Annotated in this window: 20 protein-coding genes; 2 read left to right on the top strand and 18 right to left on the bottom strand. The window is 45.5% G+C overall.

Features of this window, described 5'->3' with window-relative positions:
• Positions 1–419: 419 nt before the first annotated feature.
• From lipA to leuS, 12 genes are all read right to left on the bottom strand, one after another.
• A complete protein-coding gene (gene lipA, locus R7E47_RS13485; protein WP_005391329.1) occupies positions 420–1,385 on the bottom strand; it encodes a lipoyl synthase in 966 nt (321 codons plus the stop codon).
• A complete protein-coding gene (gene lipB / locus R7E47_RS13480; protein WP_005384137.1) occupies positions 1,382–2,044 on the bottom strand; it encodes a lipoyl(octanoyl) transferase LipB in 663 nt (220 codons plus the stop codon). Before lipB ends, lipA begins: the two co-directional genes overlap by 4 nt.
• 176 nt (positions 2,045–2,220) lie before the next feature.
• Positions 2,221–2,499, bottom strand: a complete 279-nt coding sequence (ybeD, locus tag R7E47_RS13475) for a DUF493 family protein YbeD (RefSeq protein ID WP_005384135.1) — start codon at positions 2,497–2,499, stop codon at positions 2,221–2,223.
• Positions 2,500–2,638: 139 nt separating this feature from the next.
• Entirely contained in the window at positions 2,639–3,817 is a 1,179-nt protein-coding gene (locus R7E47_RS13470) for a serine hydrolase (RefSeq protein ID WP_005384132.1), read from the bottom strand.
• Between the two features lie 91 nt (positions 3,818–3,908).
• On the bottom strand, positions 3,909–4,712 hold the full coding sequence (locus tag R7E47_RS13465; RefSeq protein ID WP_005384131.1) for a septal ring lytic transglycosylase RlpA family protein: 804 nt from the start codon (positions 4,710–4,712) through the stop codon (positions 3,909–3,911).
• A 2-nt stretch (positions 4,713–4,714) separates the two neighbouring features.
• The gene (gene rodA / locus R7E47_RS13460) at positions 4,715–5,836 is read right to left on the bottom strand and encodes a rod shape-determining protein RodA (RefSeq protein WP_005373004.1); all 1,122 of its coding nucleotides are present in this window, start codon (positions 5,834–5,836) and stop codon (positions 4,715–4,717) included.
• The gene (gene mrdA / locus R7E47_RS13455; RefSeq protein ID WP_005384126.1) at positions 5,836–7,752 is read right to left on the bottom strand and encodes a penicillin-binding protein 2; all 1,917 of its coding nucleotides are present in this window, start codon (positions 7,750–7,752) and stop codon (positions 5,836–5,838) included. Before mrdA ends, rodA begins: the two co-directional genes overlap by 1 nt.
• 29 nt (positions 7,753–7,781) lie before the next feature.
• Positions 7,782–8,252 carry a 23S rRNA (pseudouridine(1915)-N(3))-methyltransferase RlmH gene (rlmH, locus tag R7E47_RS13450; protein WP_017821762.1) on the bottom strand — a complete coding sequence of 157 codons (471 nt, stop codon included), beginning with the start codon at positions 8,250–8,252 and terminating at the stop codon, positions 7,782–7,784.
• 4 nt (positions 8,253–8,256) lie between these two features.
• Entirely contained in the window at positions 8,257–8,574 is a 318-nt protein-coding gene (gene rsfS, locus R7E47_RS13445; protein WP_005373015.1) for a ribosome silencing factor, read from the bottom strand.
• 88 nt (positions 8,575–8,662) lie between these two features.
• Positions 8,663–9,682, bottom strand: coding sequence for a DNA polymerase III subunit delta (gene holA / locus R7E47_RS13440; RefSeq protein WP_172563352.1), 1,020 nt, complete (start codon positions 9,680–9,682; stop codon positions 8,663–8,665).
• Positions 9,683–9,687: 5 nt separating this feature from the next.
• Entirely contained in the window at positions 9,688–10,227 is a 540-nt protein-coding gene (gene lptE, locus R7E47_RS13435; RefSeq protein WP_005384122.1) for an LPS assembly lipoprotein LptE, read from the bottom strand.
• A 152-nt stretch (positions 10,228–10,379) separates the two neighbouring features.
• The gene (leuS, locus tag R7E47_RS13430; protein ID WP_005384121.1) at positions 10,380–12,953 is read right to left on the bottom strand and encodes a leucine--tRNA ligase; all 2,574 of its coding nucleotides are present in this window, start codon (positions 12,951–12,953) and stop codon (positions 10,380–10,382) included.
• A 153-nt stretch (positions 12,954–13,106) separates the two neighbouring features.
• Here leuS and R7E47_RS13425 point away from each other — a divergent pair, with 153 nt between their 5' ends.
• Positions 13,107–13,577, top strand: coding sequence for a zinc ribbon-containing protein (locus tag R7E47_RS13425; RefSeq protein ID WP_005373024.1), 471 nt, complete (start codon positions 13,107–13,109; stop codon positions 13,575–13,577).
• An 84-nt stretch (positions 13,578–13,661) separates the two neighbouring features.
• Here the strand turns inward: R7E47_RS13425 and lnt are convergent, their stop codons facing one another.
• From lnt to miaB, 5 genes are all read right to left on the bottom strand, one after another.
• Complete coding sequence (gene lnt, locus R7E47_RS13420; RefSeq protein WP_151514566.1) at positions 13,662–15,179, bottom strand: apolipoprotein N-acyltransferase; 1,518 nt, start codon at positions 15,177–15,179, stop codon at positions 13,662–13,664.
• Positions 15,180–15,212: 33 nt separating this feature from the next.
• The gene (gene corC / locus R7E47_RS13415; RefSeq protein ID WP_005384118.1) at positions 15,213–16,112 is read right to left on the bottom strand and encodes a CNNM family magnesium/cobalt transport protein CorC; all 900 of its coding nucleotides are present in this window, start codon (positions 16,110–16,112) and stop codon (positions 15,213–15,215) included.
• 105 nt (positions 16,113–16,217) lie between these two features.
• A complete protein-coding gene (gene ybeY / locus R7E47_RS13410; RefSeq protein WP_258623759.1) occupies positions 16,218–16,682 on the bottom strand; it encodes an rRNA maturation RNase YbeY in 465 nt (154 codons plus the stop codon).
• 2 nt (positions 16,683–16,684) lie between these two features.
• A complete protein-coding gene (locus tag R7E47_RS13405) occupies positions 16,685–17,782 on the bottom strand; it encodes a PhoH family protein (protein WP_005373033.1) in 1,098 nt (365 codons plus the stop codon).
• Positions 17,783–17,855: 73 nt separating this feature from the next.
• Positions 17,856–19,280, bottom strand: a complete 1,425-nt coding sequence (miaB, locus tag R7E47_RS13400; RefSeq protein WP_005373038.1) for a tRNA (N6-isopentenyl adenosine(37)-C2)-methylthiotransferase MiaB — start codon at positions 19,278–19,280, stop codon at positions 17,856–17,858.
• Positions 19,281–19,537: 257 nt separating this feature from the next.
• Between miaB and R7E47_RS13395 the strand changes: the two genes are divergently transcribed.
• Positions 19,538–20,716 (top strand): 2-octaprenyl-3-methyl-6-methoxy-1,4-benzoquinol hydroxylase, encoded by a 1,179-nt coding sequence (locus tag R7E47_RS13395; protein WP_318084372.1) that lies wholly within the window; start codon positions 19,538–19,540, stop codon positions 20,714–20,716.
• 13 nt (positions 20,717–20,729) lie between these two features.
• Here the strand turns inward: R7E47_RS13395 and R7E47_RS13390 are convergent.
• The coding region (locus R7E47_RS13390; protein ID WP_206949545.1) for a hypothetical protein at positions 20,730–20,926 on the bottom strand (197 nt) is incomplete at its 5' end.

Here is a 20,926-nt window from a genome sequence, read left to right as displayed (position 1 = left end):
CATTTGCTCGCGCAAACTCCGTGTGTTCTCCTAGAACTCGACTCGTCTATTTTGAACATTGATATACTAAAGGCCCTCATTTGAGGGCCTTTTTGTTTGTCTGGCGTTTGGAATGAGATATAGCGAGAGTGTGTGATAAGGGGATGGCTACCAACACTGTCCCTTTTCAATATATCCAAACCACGTCATTCCGACGAGCCGAGGCGAGATCAGGAATCTTGTTGAGGCACACTCTTTTACTCAGAGTTTCCCTAAAAATCATCAGTACTCTGAAAACTGATTCTGAATCACGCTCGTTCCTCGCTGTTCAGAATGACAGTGGTAGAATGGCTTTTTATCATCATTTGCCAGATACAAAAAAGGTTGGCACTGAGCCAACCTTTTCTCTTCAAAACAAGCTTTTCAAAACAAGCGAGAGCTTATTTAATCTCGATACCTTGAGCTTGCATATCGGCATGGTAAGAAGAGCGCACAAATGGACCACACGCTGCATGCGTGAAGCCAAGTTCTAGTGCAACTTCTTTTAGCTCGTCAAACTCAGATGGTGGAACGTAACGTTCTACTGGCAAGTGGTGACGGCTTGGCGCTAAATACTGGCCTAGAGTCAGCATCGTTACGCCGTGTGCGCGTAGATCTTTCAGTACTTCGATGATTTCTTCTTTGGTTTCACCAAGACCCATCATCAAACCAGACTTGGTCGGTACATCGGGATGCTGCTCTTTGAACTTCTTAAGAAGCTCAAGTGACCATTTATAGTTCGCACCTGGGCGAGCTTTACGGTAAAGACGTGGCGCTGTTTCTAAGTTGTGGTTGAAGACATCTGGCGGATTGTCTTTCATTAGATCAAGCGCTACATCCATGCGACCACGGAAGTCAGGAACCAGTGTTTCAATCTTAATATGCGGGTTTAACGCACGGATCTCGCGGTTACAATCGGCAAAGTGTTGTGCACCGCCGTCACGCAGATCGTCACGGTCAACAGAAGTGATTACTACGTATTTCAGCTTCATATCGGCAATGGTTTTCGCCAGTTTTTGAGGCTCTTCTGCTTCCGGTGGTAATGGGCGGCCATGAGCAACGTCACAGAAAGGACAACGACGAGTACAAATAGCACCTAAGATCATGAAGGTTGCTGTACCGTGGTTAAAACATTCCGCTAGGTTCGGGCAAGATGCTTCTTCACATACGGAGTGAAGTTTATTCTTACGCATCGCCGCTTTGATGTCTTGAATTCGTTGGCTGTCGGCTGGTAGCTTGATCTTCATCCAATCAGGCTTACGTAGCACTTCTTTCTGCTCTGTAGGCATGTTCTTTACGGGAATCAATGCCATTTTATCGGCGTCACGATATTTAACGCCTTTTTCCATCTGGATTGGTTTGCTCATGCTTTATTACCTTGAGAAGGTGCTTCTGTGCTGAATTCTACTTGCTCATAATCGAGCAAAGTAACGAGTTCTTCTATTAATTGTTTTTCTACGGCTTCTACATTGTCTGGGCCGCCAAATTGGCTGACCTGAACCATTTCCATACCTTCATAACCACAAGGGTTAATACGCAGAAACGGTGTTAAATCCATATTTACGTTCAAGGCTAAACCATGAAACGAGCATCCTTTACGAATGCGTAAACCGAGAGAGCATATTTTCTTACCGGCAACGTAGACACCTGGTGCGTCAGGTCGTGCGGCTGAGTCAATATTGTATGCTTTTAGCGTGTTGATCACGAGGTTCTCGATTGTGGTAACGAGATCTCGTACACCTAATTTTTTACGGCGTAGGTTGATCAAGAAGTAGGCGACCAACTGACCAGGGCCATGATACGTAACCTGGCCTCCGCGATCACTTTGTACAACAGGAATATCGCCAGTGTTAATCAAGTGCTCAGCTTTACCTGCCTGTCCTTGCGTAAATACTGGGTTATGTTCTACCAACCAGACTTCATCACGGGTTTCTTCTGTGCGTTGGTCGGTGAACTCATGCATCGCCTTCCATACAGGCTCATAGTCTTGGCGGCCAAGTCGTTTTACAACAAGTTGGTGTTGCATGGGAATTCCTGTTGCTAATATATAAAGTTTTTGGATTATAAACCGGATAACCCTGATGCTCTACCGCTGCGTAACAGATTTTTAACTGAAAGTGATGTAAAGCCTCGTTATCTCTTTGATAAATAAAAAGAAAGCAGCCAAGGCTGCTTTCAAAAAAAATTTAATATATCAAAAAATTATAGAACCATGCGTACGATGTCAATTTCACCTAACTCTTTGTACAGTGTCTCAACCTGCTCGATAGAGGTTGCAGTAATGTTGATTGACACAGAGTGGTAGTTGCCCTTAGCACTTGGTTTAACGGTCGGGCTGTAGTCACCTGGAGCATGGCGCTGAATAACTTCAAGAACAAGCTCTGGAAGTTCAGGCTTTGCATGACCCATTACCTTGTAAGTAAATGAACAAGGGAACTCAAGCAGGTCTTTTAATTTTGCATCAGAGTTGATGGTTAGCATATCGATAACTCCAGTAGATATTCGTTGCGGTGCGAAATAGTACAGTCAAATTAGGGGGAACTCAAGACGAGGAGCTCAAACTTAAAAAGCCGCCCATTCAGGCGGCTTTGCGAATAAGTTTGCTACTCTAATGTTCTTTTTAGAAGAAGCTCTTGAATAACAATACGATGTAATCCCACATGCGGCTAAATAGACTACCTTGCTCTACGGTTTCTAGTGCCATTAGTGGGTATTCGGCAATATCTTCACCATCGATCTGATAGTATAGCTTACCAACTACATCACCTTTATTAATTGGGGCTTCTAGCTCTTTTTCAAGGACGAAGCTTGCTTTTAGGTTTTTCGCTTCACCACGCGGTAGTGTTACGTAAGTATCTTGGTCAAGACCCAGTGCTACGGTGTCTTTGTTACCCATCCACACTTTTTCTTCTACGAACGTTTCACCTGCTTTGTGCGGTGCCACTGTTTCGAAGAAACGGAAGCCGTAGCTTAGCAGCTTTTTACTTTCTGACTTACGAGCATTGGCATCTTTAGTACCCATAACGACCGCAACCAAGCGCATTTGACCTTCAGTTGCTGAACTTACTAGGCTGTAACCCGCATTACTTGTGTGACCCGTTTTGATACCGTCAACGTTCATGCTCTTATCCCAAAGTAGACCGTTACGGTTGTATTGGGTGATGCCGTTGTAAGTAAATTTCTTCTCTGAGTACACTCGGTACTCATTTGGTACGTCACGGATAAGTGCTTTACCCAGCAGAGCCATGTCGTATGGTGTTGAGTACAACTCTGCGTTATCTAAGCCATGAACGTTGGCAAAGTGCGAGTTAGTCATACCCAATGTGTTGGCCCAAGCGTTCATTAGGTCAACAAACGCATCTTCTGAACCTGCAATATGTTCTGCCATCGCAACACAGGCATCGTTACCTGACTGGACGATGATACCTCGGTTCAGGTCACGTACTTTAACTGTTGTGCCTACTTCAATGAACATCTTTGATGAATCAGGGAAGTTTTTCGCCCACGCATTTTTACTGATGGTGACATCATCATCTTCTGAGATATTACCACGCGCTAGCTCTTGGCCGATTACATAGCTGGTCATCATCTTAGTCAGACTAGCTGGAGACAATTTTGTGTTCATCTCTTTCTCTGCCAGTACTTTACCTGAATGGTAATCCATCAGCACGTAGCCCTTCGCCGCGATTTGAGGGGCATCTGGAACAACGATAGGTGATGCAAGAGCAGATTGAGCGAAAGTTGCAGAAAGGGCAACCGAAGAAACGAGAATAGATTTCACAAACTTATTTTTATTCATGGTAATTCAAATTTTTGGGTTAACTGCAGACATCTTATCAGAATCCCTAGTTATGTAAGAGGGGGATCAAAGAGAAATTCATGACACGAGGTCATTTGGCAGTGTTGTGTTTTTTAATAAATGCAGACGAATAGCCGAGCAACTTTACTTTATCTAATGTGGCTTGCGTCAGGGAATAGTCAGTAAATGGCCCTAACAACAAGCGATAAGACTCTTTCGCACTCTCTAGGAAAGTTTCTGTATCCAATTTTTGACCAAGCTCGGTACCTAAAGTTCGCGCGCGTTCTTCATTTTTTGATGATGCCACTTGAATAACGTACCTAGGGTGCGCTTCTAATGACTTTTTGTCCGTGGGCTGATTGATACTGATCACTTCAATTTCCACGTTCGCGGTGCCTGTTTTTATGACATCTAACTTGTGCGCGGCGGCATAGCTTAAATCAATGATACGACCATCGTGAAAAGGACCTCGGTCATTAACTCGTACTACGGTGGTTTTGCCGTTGTCAGTATTGGTAACTTTTACGTAACTTGGTAACGGTAGCGTTTTATGCGCTGCCGTCATTGAATACATGTCATAGATTTCGCCATTAGAAGTCAAATGACCTTGGAATTTTTTCCCATACCAAGATGCGCGGCCTTTTTCTTTAAAGCCTTTCGCATTGCGAACTATTTTGTAGTCTTTGCCACGCAAGTGGTAATCTTTGTTCCCACCTAGGCTGTACGGTTCATATTTAGGATGCGCATCCTCGATGTGTTCGACTGAAAGCGGTGTATCCGGTGCAACATCGGATTCGAGTTCGTAACGGCCTTCTTGTTCTTTTTGGCTAGTTGATGAACAGCCTGCCAAAATAAGAGCAGAGAAAACCAAGGAATATAAAGCGCGTTTTTGCATGTCTAGGTCGCCTTAGAGAATGCTTTTCGGTGCGTATGAATCGACATCAGAATACCAAAACCAGCCATCAAGGTTACCATTGATGTGCCGCCATAACTGATGAGTGGCAACGGTACACCTACAACAGGTAGGATGCCACTTACCATGCCAATATTTACAAAAATATACACGAAGAAGCTGAGTACAATACTGCCTGCCATCATTCGTCCAAATGCGGTTTGCGCTTGGCTGGCGAGATATAAACCTCGTCCAATAATAAATAGATAGATGGCTAAAAGGCAAAGGAAGCCAATCATACCCCATTCTTCAGCAATTACTGCAAAGATAAAGTCAGTGTGTCGTTCTGGAAGAAATTCTAGTTGTGACTGCGTACCTTGCAACCAACCTTTGCCGGAAATACCACCGGAGCCAATCGCAATTTTACTCTGAATAATGTGGTAGCCCGCTCCTAGCGGATCAGATTCCGGGTTAAATAGAGTACGAACTCGCACTTTTTGATACTCTCGCATCAAGAAAAACCACAGAATTGGAATGAAACCACCTAATGCAATCGCAGCACCAGCGATGATTTTCCAGCTAATGCCGGCGAGGAAGATAACAAAAATACCGGAAGCGGCGATCAGGATAGAGGTACCTAAGTCAGGCTGCTTTGCAATGAGAATGGTTGGTAAGCAGACCATAATCAGTGCAACAATGAGTGTTTTTAGCGTTGGTGGAAGGGGCTGTCTACCGACATAGCGAGCCACCATTAATGGCACCGCGAGCTTCAATAGCTCTGACGGTTGAAAGCGCACAAAACCGAGGTTAAGCCAACGCTGCGCGCCTTTCGATGCTTCACCGAAAAACAGCACGCCGAAAAGCAGTATAACGCCACCAACGAACATCAAAGGTGCCAAGCTTTCGTAAGTTCGTGGAGAAAGCTGTGCAAGGACGAGCATCACAACGAGTGAAAGCACCATTCGCATGGCTTGGCGATCCATCATCAGTAAACTTTGGCCACTGGCGCTGTACATGATCACCAGGCCAAACCCCATCAGGGCCAGTATGCCAAGTAGGAGTGGTAAGTCGATATGGAAGCGTTCAAACAGGGCGCGATTTTTACCTGTAGAGGGATCCATCTTCATTACTGTTTTACCTCTTTCTTCGCATTGTTTTCAGGCTCAATTTCTTCTGGACCAAGAACGACTCGGTCAAAAATTTTCCTTACTACTGGGGCACCGTTACTAGAACCACCACCGGCATTTTCTAGTACTACAGTGACGACCACTTTAGGATCATCAAATGGTGCAAAGCCAGTAAATAACGCATGGTCACGTAAGTGCTCGGCGATCTCATCGGCGTTGTATTCTTCGTTTTCACCCAGACCGAAGACCTGTGCAGTACCTGATTTACCCGCTGTTTCATAATTCATTTTGTAGAATGAGCGGCGAGCTGTTCCGCGCGTGCCATGGTTTACCCGACGCATGCCTTCTTTCGCCATATCCCAGTACTTTTTAGGCACATTCTTGATTGGTGGGTAAGTCACGTATTCTGTCGTTTGCTGCTCTTCGAAGTCGTTACCATTTTCTATCGTCGCTTTGAGCAAGTGAGGTGCGATCACTTCTCCCTCGTTTACTAATACGGAGGTTGCTTTGGCGATTTGCATTGGTGTTGCTGTCCAATATCCTTGGCCGATACCCACAGGGATCGTATCACCTTTATACCATGGGGTTTTATGGCGAGACATTTTCCAGTCACGAGTCGGCATATTCGCCTTACTTTCTTCGTAGATATCAATGCCAGTGTAATCACCAAAACCGAACATCATCATCCAATTCGAAATACGGTCAATACCCATGTCATAAGCGATTTGATAGTAGAAGGTATCAACAGACTCTTCGATCGACTTAATGATATCGACGCGCCCGTGCCCCCAACGCAACCAGTCACGAAACGGGCGTGTGTTGGAGTTTGGTATGCGCCAATAACCAGGGTCATTTCGTGTGGTGTTAGGTGTGACGACACCTTCTTGCAGCGCGGCTACCGCCATAAATGGTTTGATGGTAGACGCAGGAGGGTAAATGCCAAGTGTAGTGCGGTTGACCAAAGGACGGTTTTTATCGTTCAAAAGGGCGCGATAATCTTTACCTGAGATTCCGTGCACGAACGAGTTAGGATCGTAGCTAGGGCTTGAAACCATAGCCAGTACGCCGTTGTCTCTAGGATCGATTACTACAGCACTGCCTCGGCGGCCGTCCAACAATTGGTGTACGTACAACTGCAAGTTGATATCAAGGTTTAAAACGATGTCTTTTCCGGGTACAGGTGGAACGTACTTTAAGGTACGAATTACTCGGCCGCGGCTGTTTACCTCGACTTCTTGATATCCGGCTGTACCGTGTAAGAGGTCTTCGTAGTATTTTTCAATACCCAGCTTACCAATGTCGCGAGTGGCTTGATAGTTTGCGTCTTTTTCTTCTCGGATCAGGCGTTGCATGTCGCGATCATTAATTCGAGAAACATACCCAATCACGTGGGTTAAGACTTCGCTGAAAGGGTAGTAGCGCTTTAAGGTCGCACTTATTTCCACACCTGGAAAGCGGTACTGATTGACGGAGAATACCGCTACTTGTTTTTCGTTCAGTTGGGTAAGCAGTGGGACCGATTTAAATCGACGAGTCCGTTTACGCTCGTGGTGGAAACGTTCAATCTGGTCTGGTGTAATTTCCAGAATAGTTTGTAATTCTTGGATGGTTGCATCAATGTCTTTAATTTTTTCTGGGGTCAGTTCTAAGTTAAAGACGGGACGGTTCTCTGCCAGTAAAACGCCATTTCGGTCATAAATTAGACCTCGGTTAGGCGCGATAGGCACTACTTTGATGCGGTTATCGTTCGAGCGGGTTTGATAGTCTTGAAACTGGTTCACCTGAATGTTGTACATGTTGGCAACCAGAGCTCCCATCAAGACAACAATGCCGATAAAAGCAACAATAGCGCGGCTGGCAAACAGACGCGCTTCGGCTTGATAATCTCGGATTTGACTGCGGCGTTTACGAATCATTAACGCTTGGCTCTAAAGTTAAACAACGATTATTCGCGATGATAAGGGTGGTTAGCGGTGATGCTCCACGCTCGGTATAAGCTTTCTGCCATTACGATACGCACTAGAGGGTGGGGTAGCGTTAAGGCAGATAATGACCAGCTTTGGTCTGCTGCAGCTTTGCATGCAGGAGCGAGTCCTTCAGGACCGCCGATTAATATTGATACATCACGGCCATCTAATTTCCAAGCTTCTAACTGCTCAGCGAGTTGAGGAGTGTCCCATTTTTTACCTGGGATATCTAACGTGACGATACGGTTGCCTTTTGGTACCGCCGCGAGCATCGCTTCTCCTTCTTTTTGCAGGATGCGAGCGATATCGGCATTCTTACCACGCTTGCCAGCAGAGATTTCAATCAACTCCAACGGCATATCATGCGGGAAACGGCGACGATATTCTTGAAAGCCTTCCTCAACCCATTTTGGCATTTTTGTGCCAACAGCAATTAGTTGAATTTTCAAAAGATTAACCCCAGAGTTTTTCTAGCTGGTAGAGTTCGCGGTGCTCTTCTTGCATCACGTGAAGCATGGCGTCGCCCATATCTAGGACTACCCATTCACCTTCGTTTTCACCTTCCATTCCTAGTGGCTCAAGACCGGCTTTTTTCACTTCTGTTGCAACATGGTCAGCGATGGATGAAACGTGGCGTTTGGATGTACCAGTACAGATGATCATGTAATCTGTCACGCTTGATTTATCTTCCACATTTAGGACGATAATGTCTTCCGCTTTCATGTCGTCGGCTTTATCAGCTAAAAAGTCTTTCAGTTCTTCGCGAAGCACTCGGTTTTCCTCGGTTTGTCTCTTATCTCTACAGTGTTTTACATTCTTGCTTGCAAAACAGGTCGCGCACTATATCACGCTTTGATTTTTAAATTGCCAGCTTAATATCAGGAGAGCAGGTTTCTAAGCTCAACTGATGAATAGTTGGCCATACAGACTCGTCATATTGAGTTTTGGCTTTTATCTCTGCTTGAGCCAACAAGGAGAGCAATGCACAAATACGACTCGCCGATAAGCGGGTCAGTGCTGCGTTATAGAGTGGACGCTTGTTTTGCCAAACTCGATATTTCTCAAATACCTGGTTCATTCCCATTTGAGTTAAGTCTTGATGCATATTTAAAAGTTGGCTCAACTCTTTTTGTACACTTCGAATCAAGATCACGGTCTCAACCCCTTCCGCCTCAAGTTGGCGAAGAATGCGTTGTGCACGGTTTGCTTTACCTGCCAGTAAGGCGTCGATCCAGTTAAAGGTAGTGAAGTGATTATGGCGACTTAGGGCTTCCTCTAAACGTATGATGGTCAGCTCACCATCCGGATAGAGTAGGGCCAATTTCTCTAAGCTTTGTGTCAATGCAAATAGGTTACCTTCATGCCATTGAGCCAACATTTGCAGTGATTGCTGATCGGGTTTTAGTCCCAACGTGCGGCAACGTGTCTGAATGAACATAGGTAGGCGTTGAAGGTCTGGCGACAAGCAGCTTACCCAATCGCCTTTTGAGCTTAATGCTTTGAACCATTTCGCATTTTCTTGGGCTTTGGTCAGTTTGCTACCAACAATGACGAGCATGATGTCATCATGAAGCATATCACACAGTGTTTGCAGCTCTTTGCTGACGGCGGTTGTTACGCCACTTTCAGGAATTTCAAGCTCAATCAATTGACGGTTTGAAAACAGGCTCATCGCTTGGAAACAGTCGTAAACTAGGTTCCAGTCTATGCTAGCATCCACCGCAAAACGGTGTTTTTCCTCAAAACCTTGCTGAAACGCTGCCTTTTGGATTGCTTGGCGGCTTTCTTGAATCAGTAACGGCTCATTACCAAAGATTAAGTAAACCTGTTTAACTTGTTTAGTTAAATGATCCGTTAGCTTATCGGCATAAATTCGCATAGTGACTAAGAGTTTTTGTTCGCTGGCTCAGAGATTTGTCCTGCTTCATATTCGGCACGAATACGGCCCAACTGGCGCATCATCTGTTTTGCAGCTTGCAAGCGCATCTCGTCTTCAATTACGTCACGCTCAACAGATTTTGCAAGTGCGGTCAACGGGTTGTCTAGGTAGTTGCGGTTTACTGTTGTCGTAAAGTTTTTAGAACCATAGCCAGGAATTGTCACACGGTATTTTACTACGTATGTCAGCTCTTTTTCTGCTGCACGGCTATTTTGATAAAGCGATAGTGTACGCTCATCGATTGTCGCTTCCGTCAAATGAAGGTTGGGTACCGTCGATGAGGGTTGAACAAGTTCAACTTTGTTCAGTTCGAGTTGAGAGCGAACATAGCGAGTTAATTCACTGTATTCATCGTAGCTGGAGAAAGACATAGTGTGCAGCTCTTCCGGTACGGAATACTCGCCGCGAAGGTGAAAACCACAGGCAGAAAGAAGCCCCGCTAATACCAATACCACTGGTAGTTTAATCAAAGAGAAAAAGCGCATTGATTGTATTCATCCTAAATTGAAGGGGTTATTTACCTTAAACCACTCATGTGAATGGTTTGAGGTAAATAAACAGGGTAGCGAACTACCCTGTTTAATGACTCTTGGTTAACAAATAAGTTCGCTAAACAGAGACAAATTGCAAGCTGTGATTAGTTTGCAACGATGTTCAGCAGTTTACCTGGAACGTAAATAACTTTACGAATAGTCAGGCCATCAGTGAACTTAACCACGTTTTCGTCGTTTAGACCAAGCTGTTCGATATCGTCTTTAGAGATATCCGCTGGGACTGTTAGCTTCGCACGTAGCTTACCGTTAACTTGAACAACGATAGTTTTTTCGTCTTCAACTAGCGCTTTTTCGTCAAACGTCGGCCATGCCGCGTTATCAATGTCTGTTTCACCTAGTGCTGCCCATAGCTCGTATGAGATATGCGGAGTGATAGGGTAAAGCATGACAACAATAGCTTTCAGTGCTTCGTCAAGGATTGCACGATCTTGCGCAGATTCTTGAGGCGCTTTCGCTAGTTTGTTCATCAGCTCCATGATCGCTGCGATCGCGGTGTTGAATGTTTGACGACGAGCGATATCGTCCGTCACTTTCGCGATAGTTTTGTGAACGTCGCGGCGAAGTGCTTTTTGATCACCAGAAAGCGCTGAGGTATCTACTGCTTCTGCTGCGCCTTTCGCTGTGTGCTCTTTAACTAGTTTCCAAACACGTTTTAGGAAGCGGTTCGCACCTTCTACGCCAGACTCTTGCCATTCAAGTGTCATGTCCGCTGGAGACGCGAACATCATGAATAGACGTACTGTGTCAGCGCCGTACTTGTCTACCATTTCTTGAGGGTCGATACCGTTGTTCTTAGACTTAGACATCTTGATCATGCCTGAGTGCGTTACATCACGACCTTCAGTGTCTTTAGCAGAAGTAATGCGGCCTTTACCATCACGTTCAACGGCTACGTCTGTTGGAGCTACCCACTCTTTGCCGCCTTTCTCGTTCTCGAAGTAGAACGCATCAGCCAGTACCATGCCTTGACACAGTAGTTGCTTGAACGGTTCGTCAGAAGTTACGTAACCCGCATCGCGCAGTAGTTTGTGGAAGAAGCGTGAGTACAGTAGGTGCATACAAGCGTGCTCGATACCACCGATGTACTGATCTACTGGTAGCCAGTAGTTTGCTTTTTCTGGGTCTAGGATGTCGTCCGCTTGTGGTGAACAGTAACGCGCGTAGTACCAAGAAGATTCCATGAACGTATCGAACGTATCTGTCTCACGTAGAGCAGGTTCGCCGTTAAAGGTTGTCTTCGCCCACTCTTTGTCTGCTTTGATTGGGCTGGTTACGCCGTCCATTACCACGTCTTCTGGAAGAATCACTGGTAGTTGGTCAGCAGGTACTGGGTGAACTTCACCGTCTTCAGTCGTTACCATTGGGATTGGTGCGCCCCAGTAACGTTGACGAGATACACCCCAGTCGCGTAGACGGAAGTTTACAGTCTTAGTGCCTTTGCCTTCTGCTTCTAGCTTCGCTGCAATTGCATCGAACGCCGCTTGGAATTCTAGGCCGTCGAATTCACCAGAATCGAACAGTACGCCTTTCTCTGTGTATGCCGCTTCAGAAATGTCTAGCTCGCTGCCATCAGCAGGCTTGATAACAGGCACGATGTCTAGACCGTACTTCGTTGCGAACTCGTAGTCACGTTGGTCGTGTGCAGGTACTGCCATTACCGCGCCTGTACCGTAGTCCATCAGTACAAAGTTTGCTACGTATACTGGTACTTCGCGGCCGTTCAATGGATGAATCGCAGTAAGGCCAGTTGCCATACCTTTCTTCTCCATTGTCGCTAGCTCAGCTTCTGCAACCTTGTTGTTCTTACATTCGTCGATAAACGCTGCAAGCTCTGGATTGTTCTCTGCTGCAAGAGCTGCAAGAGGGTGGCCGGCTGCGATACCCACGTAAGTCACACCCATTAGCGTATCTGGACGTGTTGTGTAAACTTCTAGGTCTTGTTGACCCTTAACTTCAAACTTCAGTTCAACACCTTCAGAACGACCAATCCAGTTGCGCTGCATGGTCTTCACCATTTCAGGCCAACCTTCAAGCTTGTCTAAGTCGTCTAGTAGCTCTTGAGCGTACTCAGTGATTTTGATGAACCATTGAGGGATTTCTTTTTGCTCTACAGGCGTATCACAACGCCAGCAACAACCGTCTTCAACCTGCTCGTTTGCAAGAACAGTTTGGTCGTTAGGACACCAGTTAACAGAAGAAGTCTTTTTGTAAACTAAACCTTTCTCGTAAAGTTTAGTGAAGAACTCTTGTTCCCAGCGGTAGTACTCCGGTGTACATGTTGCGAATTCACGGTTCCAATCGTAACCAAAGCCTAGAAGCTTAAGTTGGTTCTTCATGTATTCGATGTTTTCGTAAGTCCAAGGTGCTGGCGCAGTTTTGTTTTTTACTGCTGCGTTTTCTGCAGGTAGACCGAATGCGTCCCAACCGATAGGTTGCATCACGTTTTTGCCTTGTAGGCGTTGGAAACGAGATACTACATCACCGATAGTGTAGTTGCGCACGTGACCCATGTGCAGTCGACCACTTGGGTATGGGAACATGGACAGACAGTAGAATTTTTCTTTATTTGGGTCTTCACTTACAACAAAGGTTTTGTTGTCATCCCAGTGCTTTTGAACTTTTTGTTCAATATCTTGTGGGTTGTATTGTTCTTGCATCGATGGTATCCGTTATCTTGGAATTTGTGAGTTCGGTTAGAACAGACTTAAATAGATCGTCATAGAATACCTAAAGCTAGGGATCACAACAATAGCCAATCTGTACCCATGCGCCCTTAAGTGACGCAGGTAGGAGAAAGATGGAGGTCAGTTATGCCTAAACGTAAAACAGGTTATGAGGAAATGCTCGAGGATGTGATTGAAACCTTGAAGCACAGTCCGGAAGAAGTTAACAAAGCGATTGAGACGTCGGGCAAAGTGGTGGATGCTGCTAATGACTTGACCAAAGATGAATTGGCTTTAATCAAAGCGTACCTTAAAGCCGACTTAAAAGAGTTTTCAGAGAGTTACGAGGACAGTAAAAGCGGCCCGTTTTACTTAACGATTGCGGACTCGATATGGCAAGGGCTGTTAGAGATTACAGACCGAACTAAAGTTGAGTGGGTTGAGTTGTTCGATGACTTAGAGCATCAAGGGCTATATGAAGCAGGAGAGGTGATAGGCTTAGGCACTTTGGTCTGTGATGAGTGTGGTCACAAGACAACGTATAACCACCCAACAGTAATCATTCCGTGTATTAAATGTGGTCACAAAGGCTTTACTCGTCAGTCATTAAAGCCATAAATGGCGAGTGACGACTGTATAATGCAATGAATAAAAAAGAGGCTTAGTCGCCTCTTTTTTGTCTTTTCTACTTTCAAGCTGTTATCAGCTCTGTTTTCTTCTTAAACCGAAAGCCAGAGCTAAACTTAACCCTACCCAAATATACAATGGCCAAGTACCAAGGATTCGATATGGCGTTTTCCCATCGGTTGGGGTGAGCTCTGCGCGCAGTACTGCAGTTTCAAACTGCGGTACTTGCTCAACGATTTTACCCTTGTGATCGGTTACCGCTGTTAATCCGTTGTTAGTCGAGCGGATGAGCGGTTTACCTAACTCTAAGGCACGCATACGGGCGATCTCCATATGTTGAAGAGGACCGATAGAGTGACCAAACCATGCATCATTTGAAAGCGTTAGAATGAAGTCTGTTTCGTCAGTCACATTTTGACGCACTTGCTCATTAAAGATGATCTCATAGCAAAGCGCTGGTGCCATGTGCATGCCATTCGCAACGATGTTTGGCTGCACAAAAGCCCCACGGCTAAACGACGACATCGGTAGGTTAAAGAATGGCGCTAATGGGCGCAAAATATCTTCAAATGGTACAAACTCACCAAACGGTAGTAGGTGATGCTTATGGTAACGTTCGCTTAAATCGAAGCTGTAGTCACCGTATGGTGTGATGCCGAGGGACAGAATACTGTTGTAGAACTGTCGATCTTCAGCTTGGTTGACGACACCGGTGATGATTGCGCTGTTATTCATTTTTGCAGCGCTGTCGATATTGCTCAAAAATGAAGGCACTTCAATTTCAAAAGCAGGAATTGCTGCTTCTGGCCAAACGATAATGTCAGCGTCCCAGTTTTCACGAGTTAAGTCAGCATATTTCATTATGGTTGGCCAGCGTTGACTTGGTAGCCACTTTAGGTTCTGGTCTACGTTACCTTGAATCAGCGCGAGCTTAGTCGTGTCTTCTGGTCGGGGTGTTACCCAATCGTAGTTGCGAATCCCAAAGCCAGTACTGAGTAGCACCGCAGGGATAATCACCATCAGCCACTGCTTATGAATCCATGCATAGGCTAACGCCCCTGCGCTGATAAGGATAAATAGAGTAAGCAGTTCTACGCCGCCAATTGGTGCAAAGCTTGCGAGTGGAGCATCTATCTGGCTATAGCCTAGCCATAACCAAGGGAAGCCAGTCATCACCCAACCACGCAACCAATCACTGATCAGCCATAAAGCAGGTGCAGCGAGAAGTGCTTTTGTGAGCGTAAATTGAGGAAACAGCTTGTTGTTGAGCCAAGCAAATAAGCCTGAATAAACAGCCAAGTAGGCAACAAGCAAGCCCATTAAAAATAAATTGGCAATGAGCGGCATACCGCCAAAACCGGAGATACTGACGTAAACCCAGCTAACGCCAGTTGCAAATTGACCTAACCCCCAAGCATAACCAATCCATAGTGCGCGTTTCGGAGTTTGGTTAGCAAGAAGAATCAGTAGAATTGCAGGGCTAAGAATGGCAATAGGCCACAGCTGGTAAGGAGCGAAAGCGAGTGTAGTAGAGGCGCCAACAAAAGCGGCCACTAAGGGCCGCTTAAGGCGATGAAAGAGTTCATTCATCATTGTAATTTTCTGAGATTCCCAATGGGTATCGCGTTACTCTTGAGTGGCTTCAACCAGGGTTTCTTCGTCTGGGATCGTCACTTGGAGTTGAATGACACGACGGTTATCGGCAGCGGTGACTTTGAAGTTGTAGCCTTCAATTTCAACCAGTTCACCACGAGAAGGTAAGTGACCAAAGGCAGTCATGACCATACCACCAACGGTATCAACTTCCTCATCGCTGAAGTTGGTTCCGAATGTCTCATTAAACTCTTCGATGGTTGTCAGCGCTCTGACAGCAAACGTATGCTTGCTCAGCTTACGAATGTCCGTCTCTTCACTTTCATCGAATTCATCTTCAATATCCCCGACGATTTCCTCAAGGATATCTTCAATGGTCACAAGACCAGAAACACCACCGAATTCATCGACAACAATGGCCATATGATAACGTTCTTCACGGAATTCTTTCAGCAGTCGATCAACGCGTTTACTTTCCGGTACTACAACCGCTGGTCGAATGACTTCTTCGATATCAAATGGATTACTGCCTGAGCCTAAGTATTTAAGTAAGTCCTTCGCTAGAAGTATGCCTTCCACATGGTCTTTATCTTCGCTGATCACAGGGTAGCGAGAGTGTTGAGCATCGGTAATCAAAGCAACCAAGGTATCAAGGTCGTGAGTACGCTCAACTGTAACCATTTGCGAACGCGGGATCATAATGTCACGCACACGCATTTCGGAGATTTCCATAACACCTTCAAGCATATCGCGAGTGTCATGGTCAATCAGGTCGTTAACTTCAGAGTCGCGGATAACATCCACAAGCTCTTGGCGATCTTTTGGTTCGCCCTGAAATAGTTGACCTAGACGTTCAAAGAAGGACTTTCTACTCGGACCTTCTGCCTTTTCTTTCTTATCTTCGTTAGAAGAGGGAGAATTATCTTCGTTCATTGTTTCTCAATTAAGTAACGCTATCAGAAGTGTGATAGCACACATAGAGAGGCGAACACGAGAGTCATTTAGGTGGTTCGCCTTTCCCTGTCGAGTGGCCAATAGCTACTCTTTTTCAGCAATGTAAGGATCTTCATAACCCATACCTTGCATGATTTCGGTTTCGAGGGACTCCATCTCTTCGGCTTCGTCATCCTCTATATGATCATAACCTAGCAGATGCAAGCTGCCATGTACAACCATATGCGCCCAATGTGCTAGCAGAGGCTTGCTCTGTTCAACCGCCTCTTTTTCAACAACTTGGCGGCAAATAATCAAATCACCAAGTAAATCTATTTCCATACCAGGAGGTGCTTCAAATGGAAACGACAACACATTAGTTGGTTTATCTTTGCCGCGATACGCATGGTTGAGCGTATGACTTTCTTGTTCATCAACAATACGAATGGTGACTTCGGCTTGTGGCTGGAAGAGAGGGATTGTCTTATCTAGCCACAATTGGAAATCTTGCTGCGAAGGCAGACCTTCTTCATTTTCGACTGCCAGTTGCAGATCAAGTTCAATCGCCATGATTATTCCTTAGTTGAAGCAACTTGTGCATTCAGTTCGGCTTTTGCTGCTTCTAGTAACTTCGCATCGCGTTCTTCACGACGGCGTTTCTCGAACTCTTTACGCTCTTTCTGGTCTTGTGCTTCCCACTTCTCGTACGCGTTAACGATACGAGCAACCACAGGGTGACGTACAACGTCGTCGGCTAAGAAGAAGTTAAAGCTGATGTCGTCAACTTCGCTTAGTACTTCAATAGCATGACGAAGACCCGATTTCGCACCACGAGGTAAGTCAATCTGCGTGACATCACCAGTGATAACCGCGCGAGAGTTAAAACCAATACGCGTTAGGAACATCTTCATCTGCTCAACAGTGGTGTTCTGACTCTCATCAAGAATGATGAAGGCGTCGTTTAGAGTACGACCACGCATGTAAGCAAGAGGAGCAACCTCAATCACGTTACGTTCAATCAGCTTCTCTACGCGCTCAAAGCCCAGCATTTCAAATAGGGCGTCGTATAGCGGACGTAGGTATGGGTCGACTTTCTGGCTTAAATCACCAGGCAGGAAGCCCAATTTCTCACCAGCTTCAACCGCTGGACGAGTAAGTAGAATACGGCGGATCTCTTGGCGCTCTAGTGCGTCAACAGCTGCTGCTACAGCAAGGTAGGTTTTACCTGTACCAGCCGGGCCAATACCAAAAGAAATATCATGCGTGACCATGTTAACCAAGTACTGCGCTTGGTTTGGCGTACGTGGTTTGATCACACCTTTCTTGGTTTTGACGAAGACTTCTTTACCATGCTCGATGTTAGACTCAGTATTCTGCTCAAGAACACCAGACTCTTTGATCGCTAGATGGATTTGCTCAGGCTCAATATCTGGGATCTCACCTCGTACAGGTGCGGTATCAACATATAGAGTTTTCAGGATATCCAGCGCAGCTGATGCGGTATGAGGTTTACCGACAATCGTAAAGTGGTCACTACGGTGGTTAATTTCAACGCCTAGACGACGTTCTAAATGCTTGATGTTGTCATCGAATGGACCGCACAGGCTAGCTAGTCGGCGGTTGTCTGAAGGTTCTAGGTTAATTTCTAGAGTTACGATTTTATTGCTCAATGTTGCCTCTCATTTTTTGCCACTTAGTGAGAGCCTGATAACGACCAGGCTCTCTATGGCTATTTATACGAGCTTACGGCGTAAAAGTAGCTACACCCAGCTCATCTTCGCGACGTGTTTTCGCCATCATCTGCGTTGGGGAAATCACACTACGAAGATCCATGTCTTTTTCAGTACGTACTAGCTCACCACGCAGTGAGTTTGCAAATACGTCTACGATCTTCACATCAACGAACTGACCAATTAGGTCTGCACTACCTTCAAAGTTTACTACACGGTTGTTTTCTGTACGAGCGCGTAGTTCCATTAGGTTTTTCTTCGAAGGGCCTTCAACTAGAACACGTTGTTCTGTGCCAAGCATTAAGCGAGAGTAACGCATCGCTTGAGCATTGATAGTTTGCTGTAGTTCGTAAAGGCGCTCTTTCTTCACTTGTTCTGACACATCACAAGGGTAATCCGCTGCTGGCGTACCTGGACGTGGAGAGAAAATAAAGCTGAAGCTCATGTCAAAGTCTACATCTTTGATTAGCTTCATGGTGTCTTGGAAGTCTTTGTCTGTCTCACCAGGGAAACCAACAATAAAGTCTGAACTGATTTGAATATCAGGACGAGCTTTACGCAGTTTACGGATGATCGATTTGTATTCGATAGCGGTGTGAGGGCGTTTCATCATCGTTAGGATACGGTCACTACCACTTTGCACAGGTAAGTGCAGGAAGCTCACAAGTTCTGGCGTATCTTCGTATACTGCGATGATGTCGTCTGTGAATTCTAACGGGTGGCTCGTCGTGAAACGAATACGGTCGATACCATCGATAGACGCAACCAAACGAAGCAGTTCTGCAAATGAACAGATCTCACCATCGTGCATAGGACCACGGTACGCGTTTACGTTTTGCCCCAGAAGGTTTACTTCACGTACGCCTTGTTCAGCAAGTTGGGCGATTTCGAACAGTACGTCATCCATTGGACGGCTTACTTCTTCACCACGAGTGTACGGTACGACACAGTAAGTACAGTACTTAGAGCAGCCTTCCATAATAGAAACGAATGCTGTCGCACCTTCTGCGCGAGGTTCAGGTAGGCGGTCGAATTTTTCGATCTCTGGGAACGAAATGTCCATAACTGGTGCATCATCGGACTGAGATTGTTTGATCATCTCAGGTAGGCGGTGCAAAGTTTGTGGGCCAAAAATAACGTCAACGTATGGTGCACGTTCACGAATATGGTCACCTTCTTGCGTTGCTACACAACCACCTACACCGATAACTACGCCAGGTTTTTTATCTTTTAGTGTTTTCCAGCGGCCTAGCTGGTGGAAAACTTTCTCTTGCGCTTTTTCACGGATCGAACAGGTGTTAAGTAGAAGTACGTCTGCTTCCTCTGGCTCTTCCGTCAGCTCGTAGCCGTTTGCAGCATTAAGCAGGTCGGCCATTTTTGATGAATCGTATTCGTTCATCTGGCAGCCCCAGGTTTTAATTAGCAGTTTCTTACTCATCTCACTTTCGCTCGTTCAGTTGTACTTAAATCGGAGAGCTATTGCTCAAATTATAGCCGCCATCACGGCGGTAAGCGGCGTATTGTACTGCTTTAAAAAGCACCTGACTAGTGATCTAGCTAATTCTCTGCAAAGCCTGATGAAATCTAGTTTTTCGCCCTATGCAGAACAAGGTTTTTTGTTAAACAATTTTGTAAAAATAGCCATGGAAAGTACAATAAAAAACGCCAATTAATCAGCACGATGAAGAGTGAAAAATGAACAAGTATGACATCGCCGTGATCGGTGGCGGTATGGTCGGGGCAGCCGTCGCTGTTGGATTTGCCAAGCAGGGCAGAAGCGTTGCCTTGGTTGAAGGTACAAAACCTAAAGTTTTTGATGCCGCTCAGGCGATGGATATTCGTGTATCTGCAATCTCGCACCAGTCGGTGGAGTTACTTGATTCACTCGGAGCATGGTCAGAGATCAAGAGCATGCGAGTTTGTCCTTATCGGCGGTTAGAAACTTGGGAGCACCCAGAGTGCCGTACTCGTTTTCACTCTGATGAATTGTCATTGGATCAGCTAGGTTACATTGTTGAAAATCGCCTAATCCAATTAGGTCTTTGGCAAGTCTTCTCTCAGTATGAAAATCTAACCGTGATGTGTCCTGAGCGATTAAAAGCCATTGAGTTTGCAGATGTAAATCTTGTGACACTAGAAAGTGGGGAGCAGTTTGAAGCTAACTGGGTGATTGGTGCTGATGGTGCAAACTCTAAAGTTCGTCAATTGGCTGGAATTGGTGTAACTGCGTGGGATTACCGACAACACTGCATGTTGATTAACGTGAAAACAGAATTGCCTCAGCAAGATATTACTTGGCAACAATTTACACCTTCAGGCCCACGTTCATTTTTACCTCTGTGCTCTTTGAGTAACGACGATGGTCAAGTAGAAGGCCAAGGTTCTTTGGTTTGGTATGACTCGCCTAAACGTATTAAACAACTGTGTGCGATGAGTAAACCTCAACTAAGAGAAGAAATTTTACGTCATTTCCCTGCTGAATTAGGCGATATTGAAGTTTTACAGTTTGGCTCATTCCCACTCTCTCGTCGTCATGCGCAAAGCTACTCAAGCAAAAATTGCGTGTTAGTGGGTGACTCTGCCCATACGATCAACCCGCTTGCAGGGCAAGGGGTAAACTTAGGCTTCAAAGATGTAGACGTTCTCCTTTCGGTAACAGAACAACAAGAAAAGCTGGAAGATACCTTACTCGCGAAATACGAACGCGCACGTCGACCTGACAACTTACTCATGCAGACGGGCATGGACTTTTTCTATAAAGGTTTTAGCAACGATCTTGGGCCATTGAAGTTCGTACGTAATGCTGCATTGAAGCTTGCTGAAAACTCAGGGCCAATTAAGGCTCAAGTACTGAAATACGCGTTAGGTATGTAGTAAGCTACTCAAATCACAGATAGAAAAAAAGCGAGCCATGAGCTCGCTTTTTTAATTCGGCAAATCTAATGATTTCCCGAGTCCAGAACCAAAAAAAGAAAAAACCCAGCAAAGTCATGCTGGGTTTTCCGATAATGGTGCGGAAGGAGAGACTTGAACTCTCACACCTTGCGGCGCCAGAACCTAAATCTGGTGCGTCTACCAATTCCG

The sequence above is a fragment of the Vibrio sp. Vb1026 genome (assembly GCF_033338745.1).
Classification (GTDB): Bacteria; Pseudomonadota; Gammaproteobacteria; order Enterobacterales; family Vibrionaceae; genus Vibrio; species Vibrio alginolyticus.
Note: the sequence above shows the minus strand (reverse complement) of the source record. Positions and strands in the feature narration are given on the sequence as shown.

Excerpts from the sequence above, each read along its gene's own strand:
- lipA (WP_005391329.1), bottom strand. The coding sequence starts at position 1,385 with ATGAGCAAACCAATCCAGATGGAAAAAGGCGTTAAATATCGTGACGCC.
- lipB (WP_005384137.1), bottom strand. The coding sequence starts at position 2,044 with ATGCAACACCAACTTGTTGTAAAACGACTTGGCCGCCAAGACTATGAG.
- ybeD (WP_005384135.1), bottom strand. The coding sequence starts at position 2,499 with ATGCTAACCATCAACTCTGATGCAAAATTAAAAGACCTGCTTGAGTTC.
- R7E47_RS13470 (WP_005384132.1), bottom strand. The coding sequence starts at position 3,817 with ATGAATAAAAATAAGTTTGTGAAATCTATTCTCGTTTCTTCGGTTGCC.
- R7E47_RS13465 (WP_005384131.1), bottom strand. The coding sequence starts at position 4,712 with ATGCAAAAACGCGCTTTATATTCCTTGGTTTTCTCTGCTCTTATTTTG.
- rodA (WP_005373004.1), bottom strand. The coding sequence starts at position 5,836 with ATGAAGATGGATCCCTCTACAGGTAAAAATCGCGCCCTGTTTGAACGC.
- mrdA (WP_005384126.1), bottom strand. The coding sequence starts at position 7,752 with ATGATTCGTAAACGCCGCAGTCAAATCCGAGATTATCAAGCCGAAGCG.
- holA (WP_172563352.1), bottom strand. The coding sequence starts at position 9,682 with ATGCGAATTTATGCCGATAAGCTAACGGATCATTTAACTAAACAAGTT.
- lptE (WP_005384122.1), bottom strand. The coding sequence starts at position 10,227 with ATGCGCTTTTTCTCTTTGATTAAACTACCAGTGGTATTGGTATTAGCG.
- leuS (WP_005384121.1), bottom strand. The coding sequence starts at position 12,953 with ATGCAAGAACAATACAACCCACAAGATATTGAACAAAAAGTTCAAAAG.
- R7E47_RS13425 (WP_005373024.1), top strand. The coding sequence starts at position 13,107 with ATGCCTAAACGTAAAACAGGTTATGAGGAAATGCTCGAGGATGTGATT.
- lnt (WP_151514566.1), bottom strand. The coding sequence starts at position 15,179 with ATGATGAATGAACTCTTTCATCGCCTTAAGCGGCCCTTAGTGGCCGCT.
- corC (WP_005384118.1), bottom strand. The coding sequence starts at position 16,112 with ATGAACGAAGATAATTCTCCCTCTTCTAACGAAGATAAGAAAGAAAAG.
- ybeY (WP_258623759.1), bottom strand. The coding sequence starts at position 16,682 with ATGGCGATTGAACTTGATCTGCAACTGGCAGTCGAAAATGAAGAAGGT.
- miaB (WP_005373038.1), bottom strand. The coding sequence starts at position 19,280 with ATGAGTAAGAAACTGCTAATTAAAACCTGGGGCTGCCAGATGAACGAA.
- R7E47_RS13395 (WP_318084372.1), top strand. The coding sequence starts at position 19,538 with ATGAACAAGTATGACATCGCCGTGATCGGTGGCGGTATGGTCGGGGCA.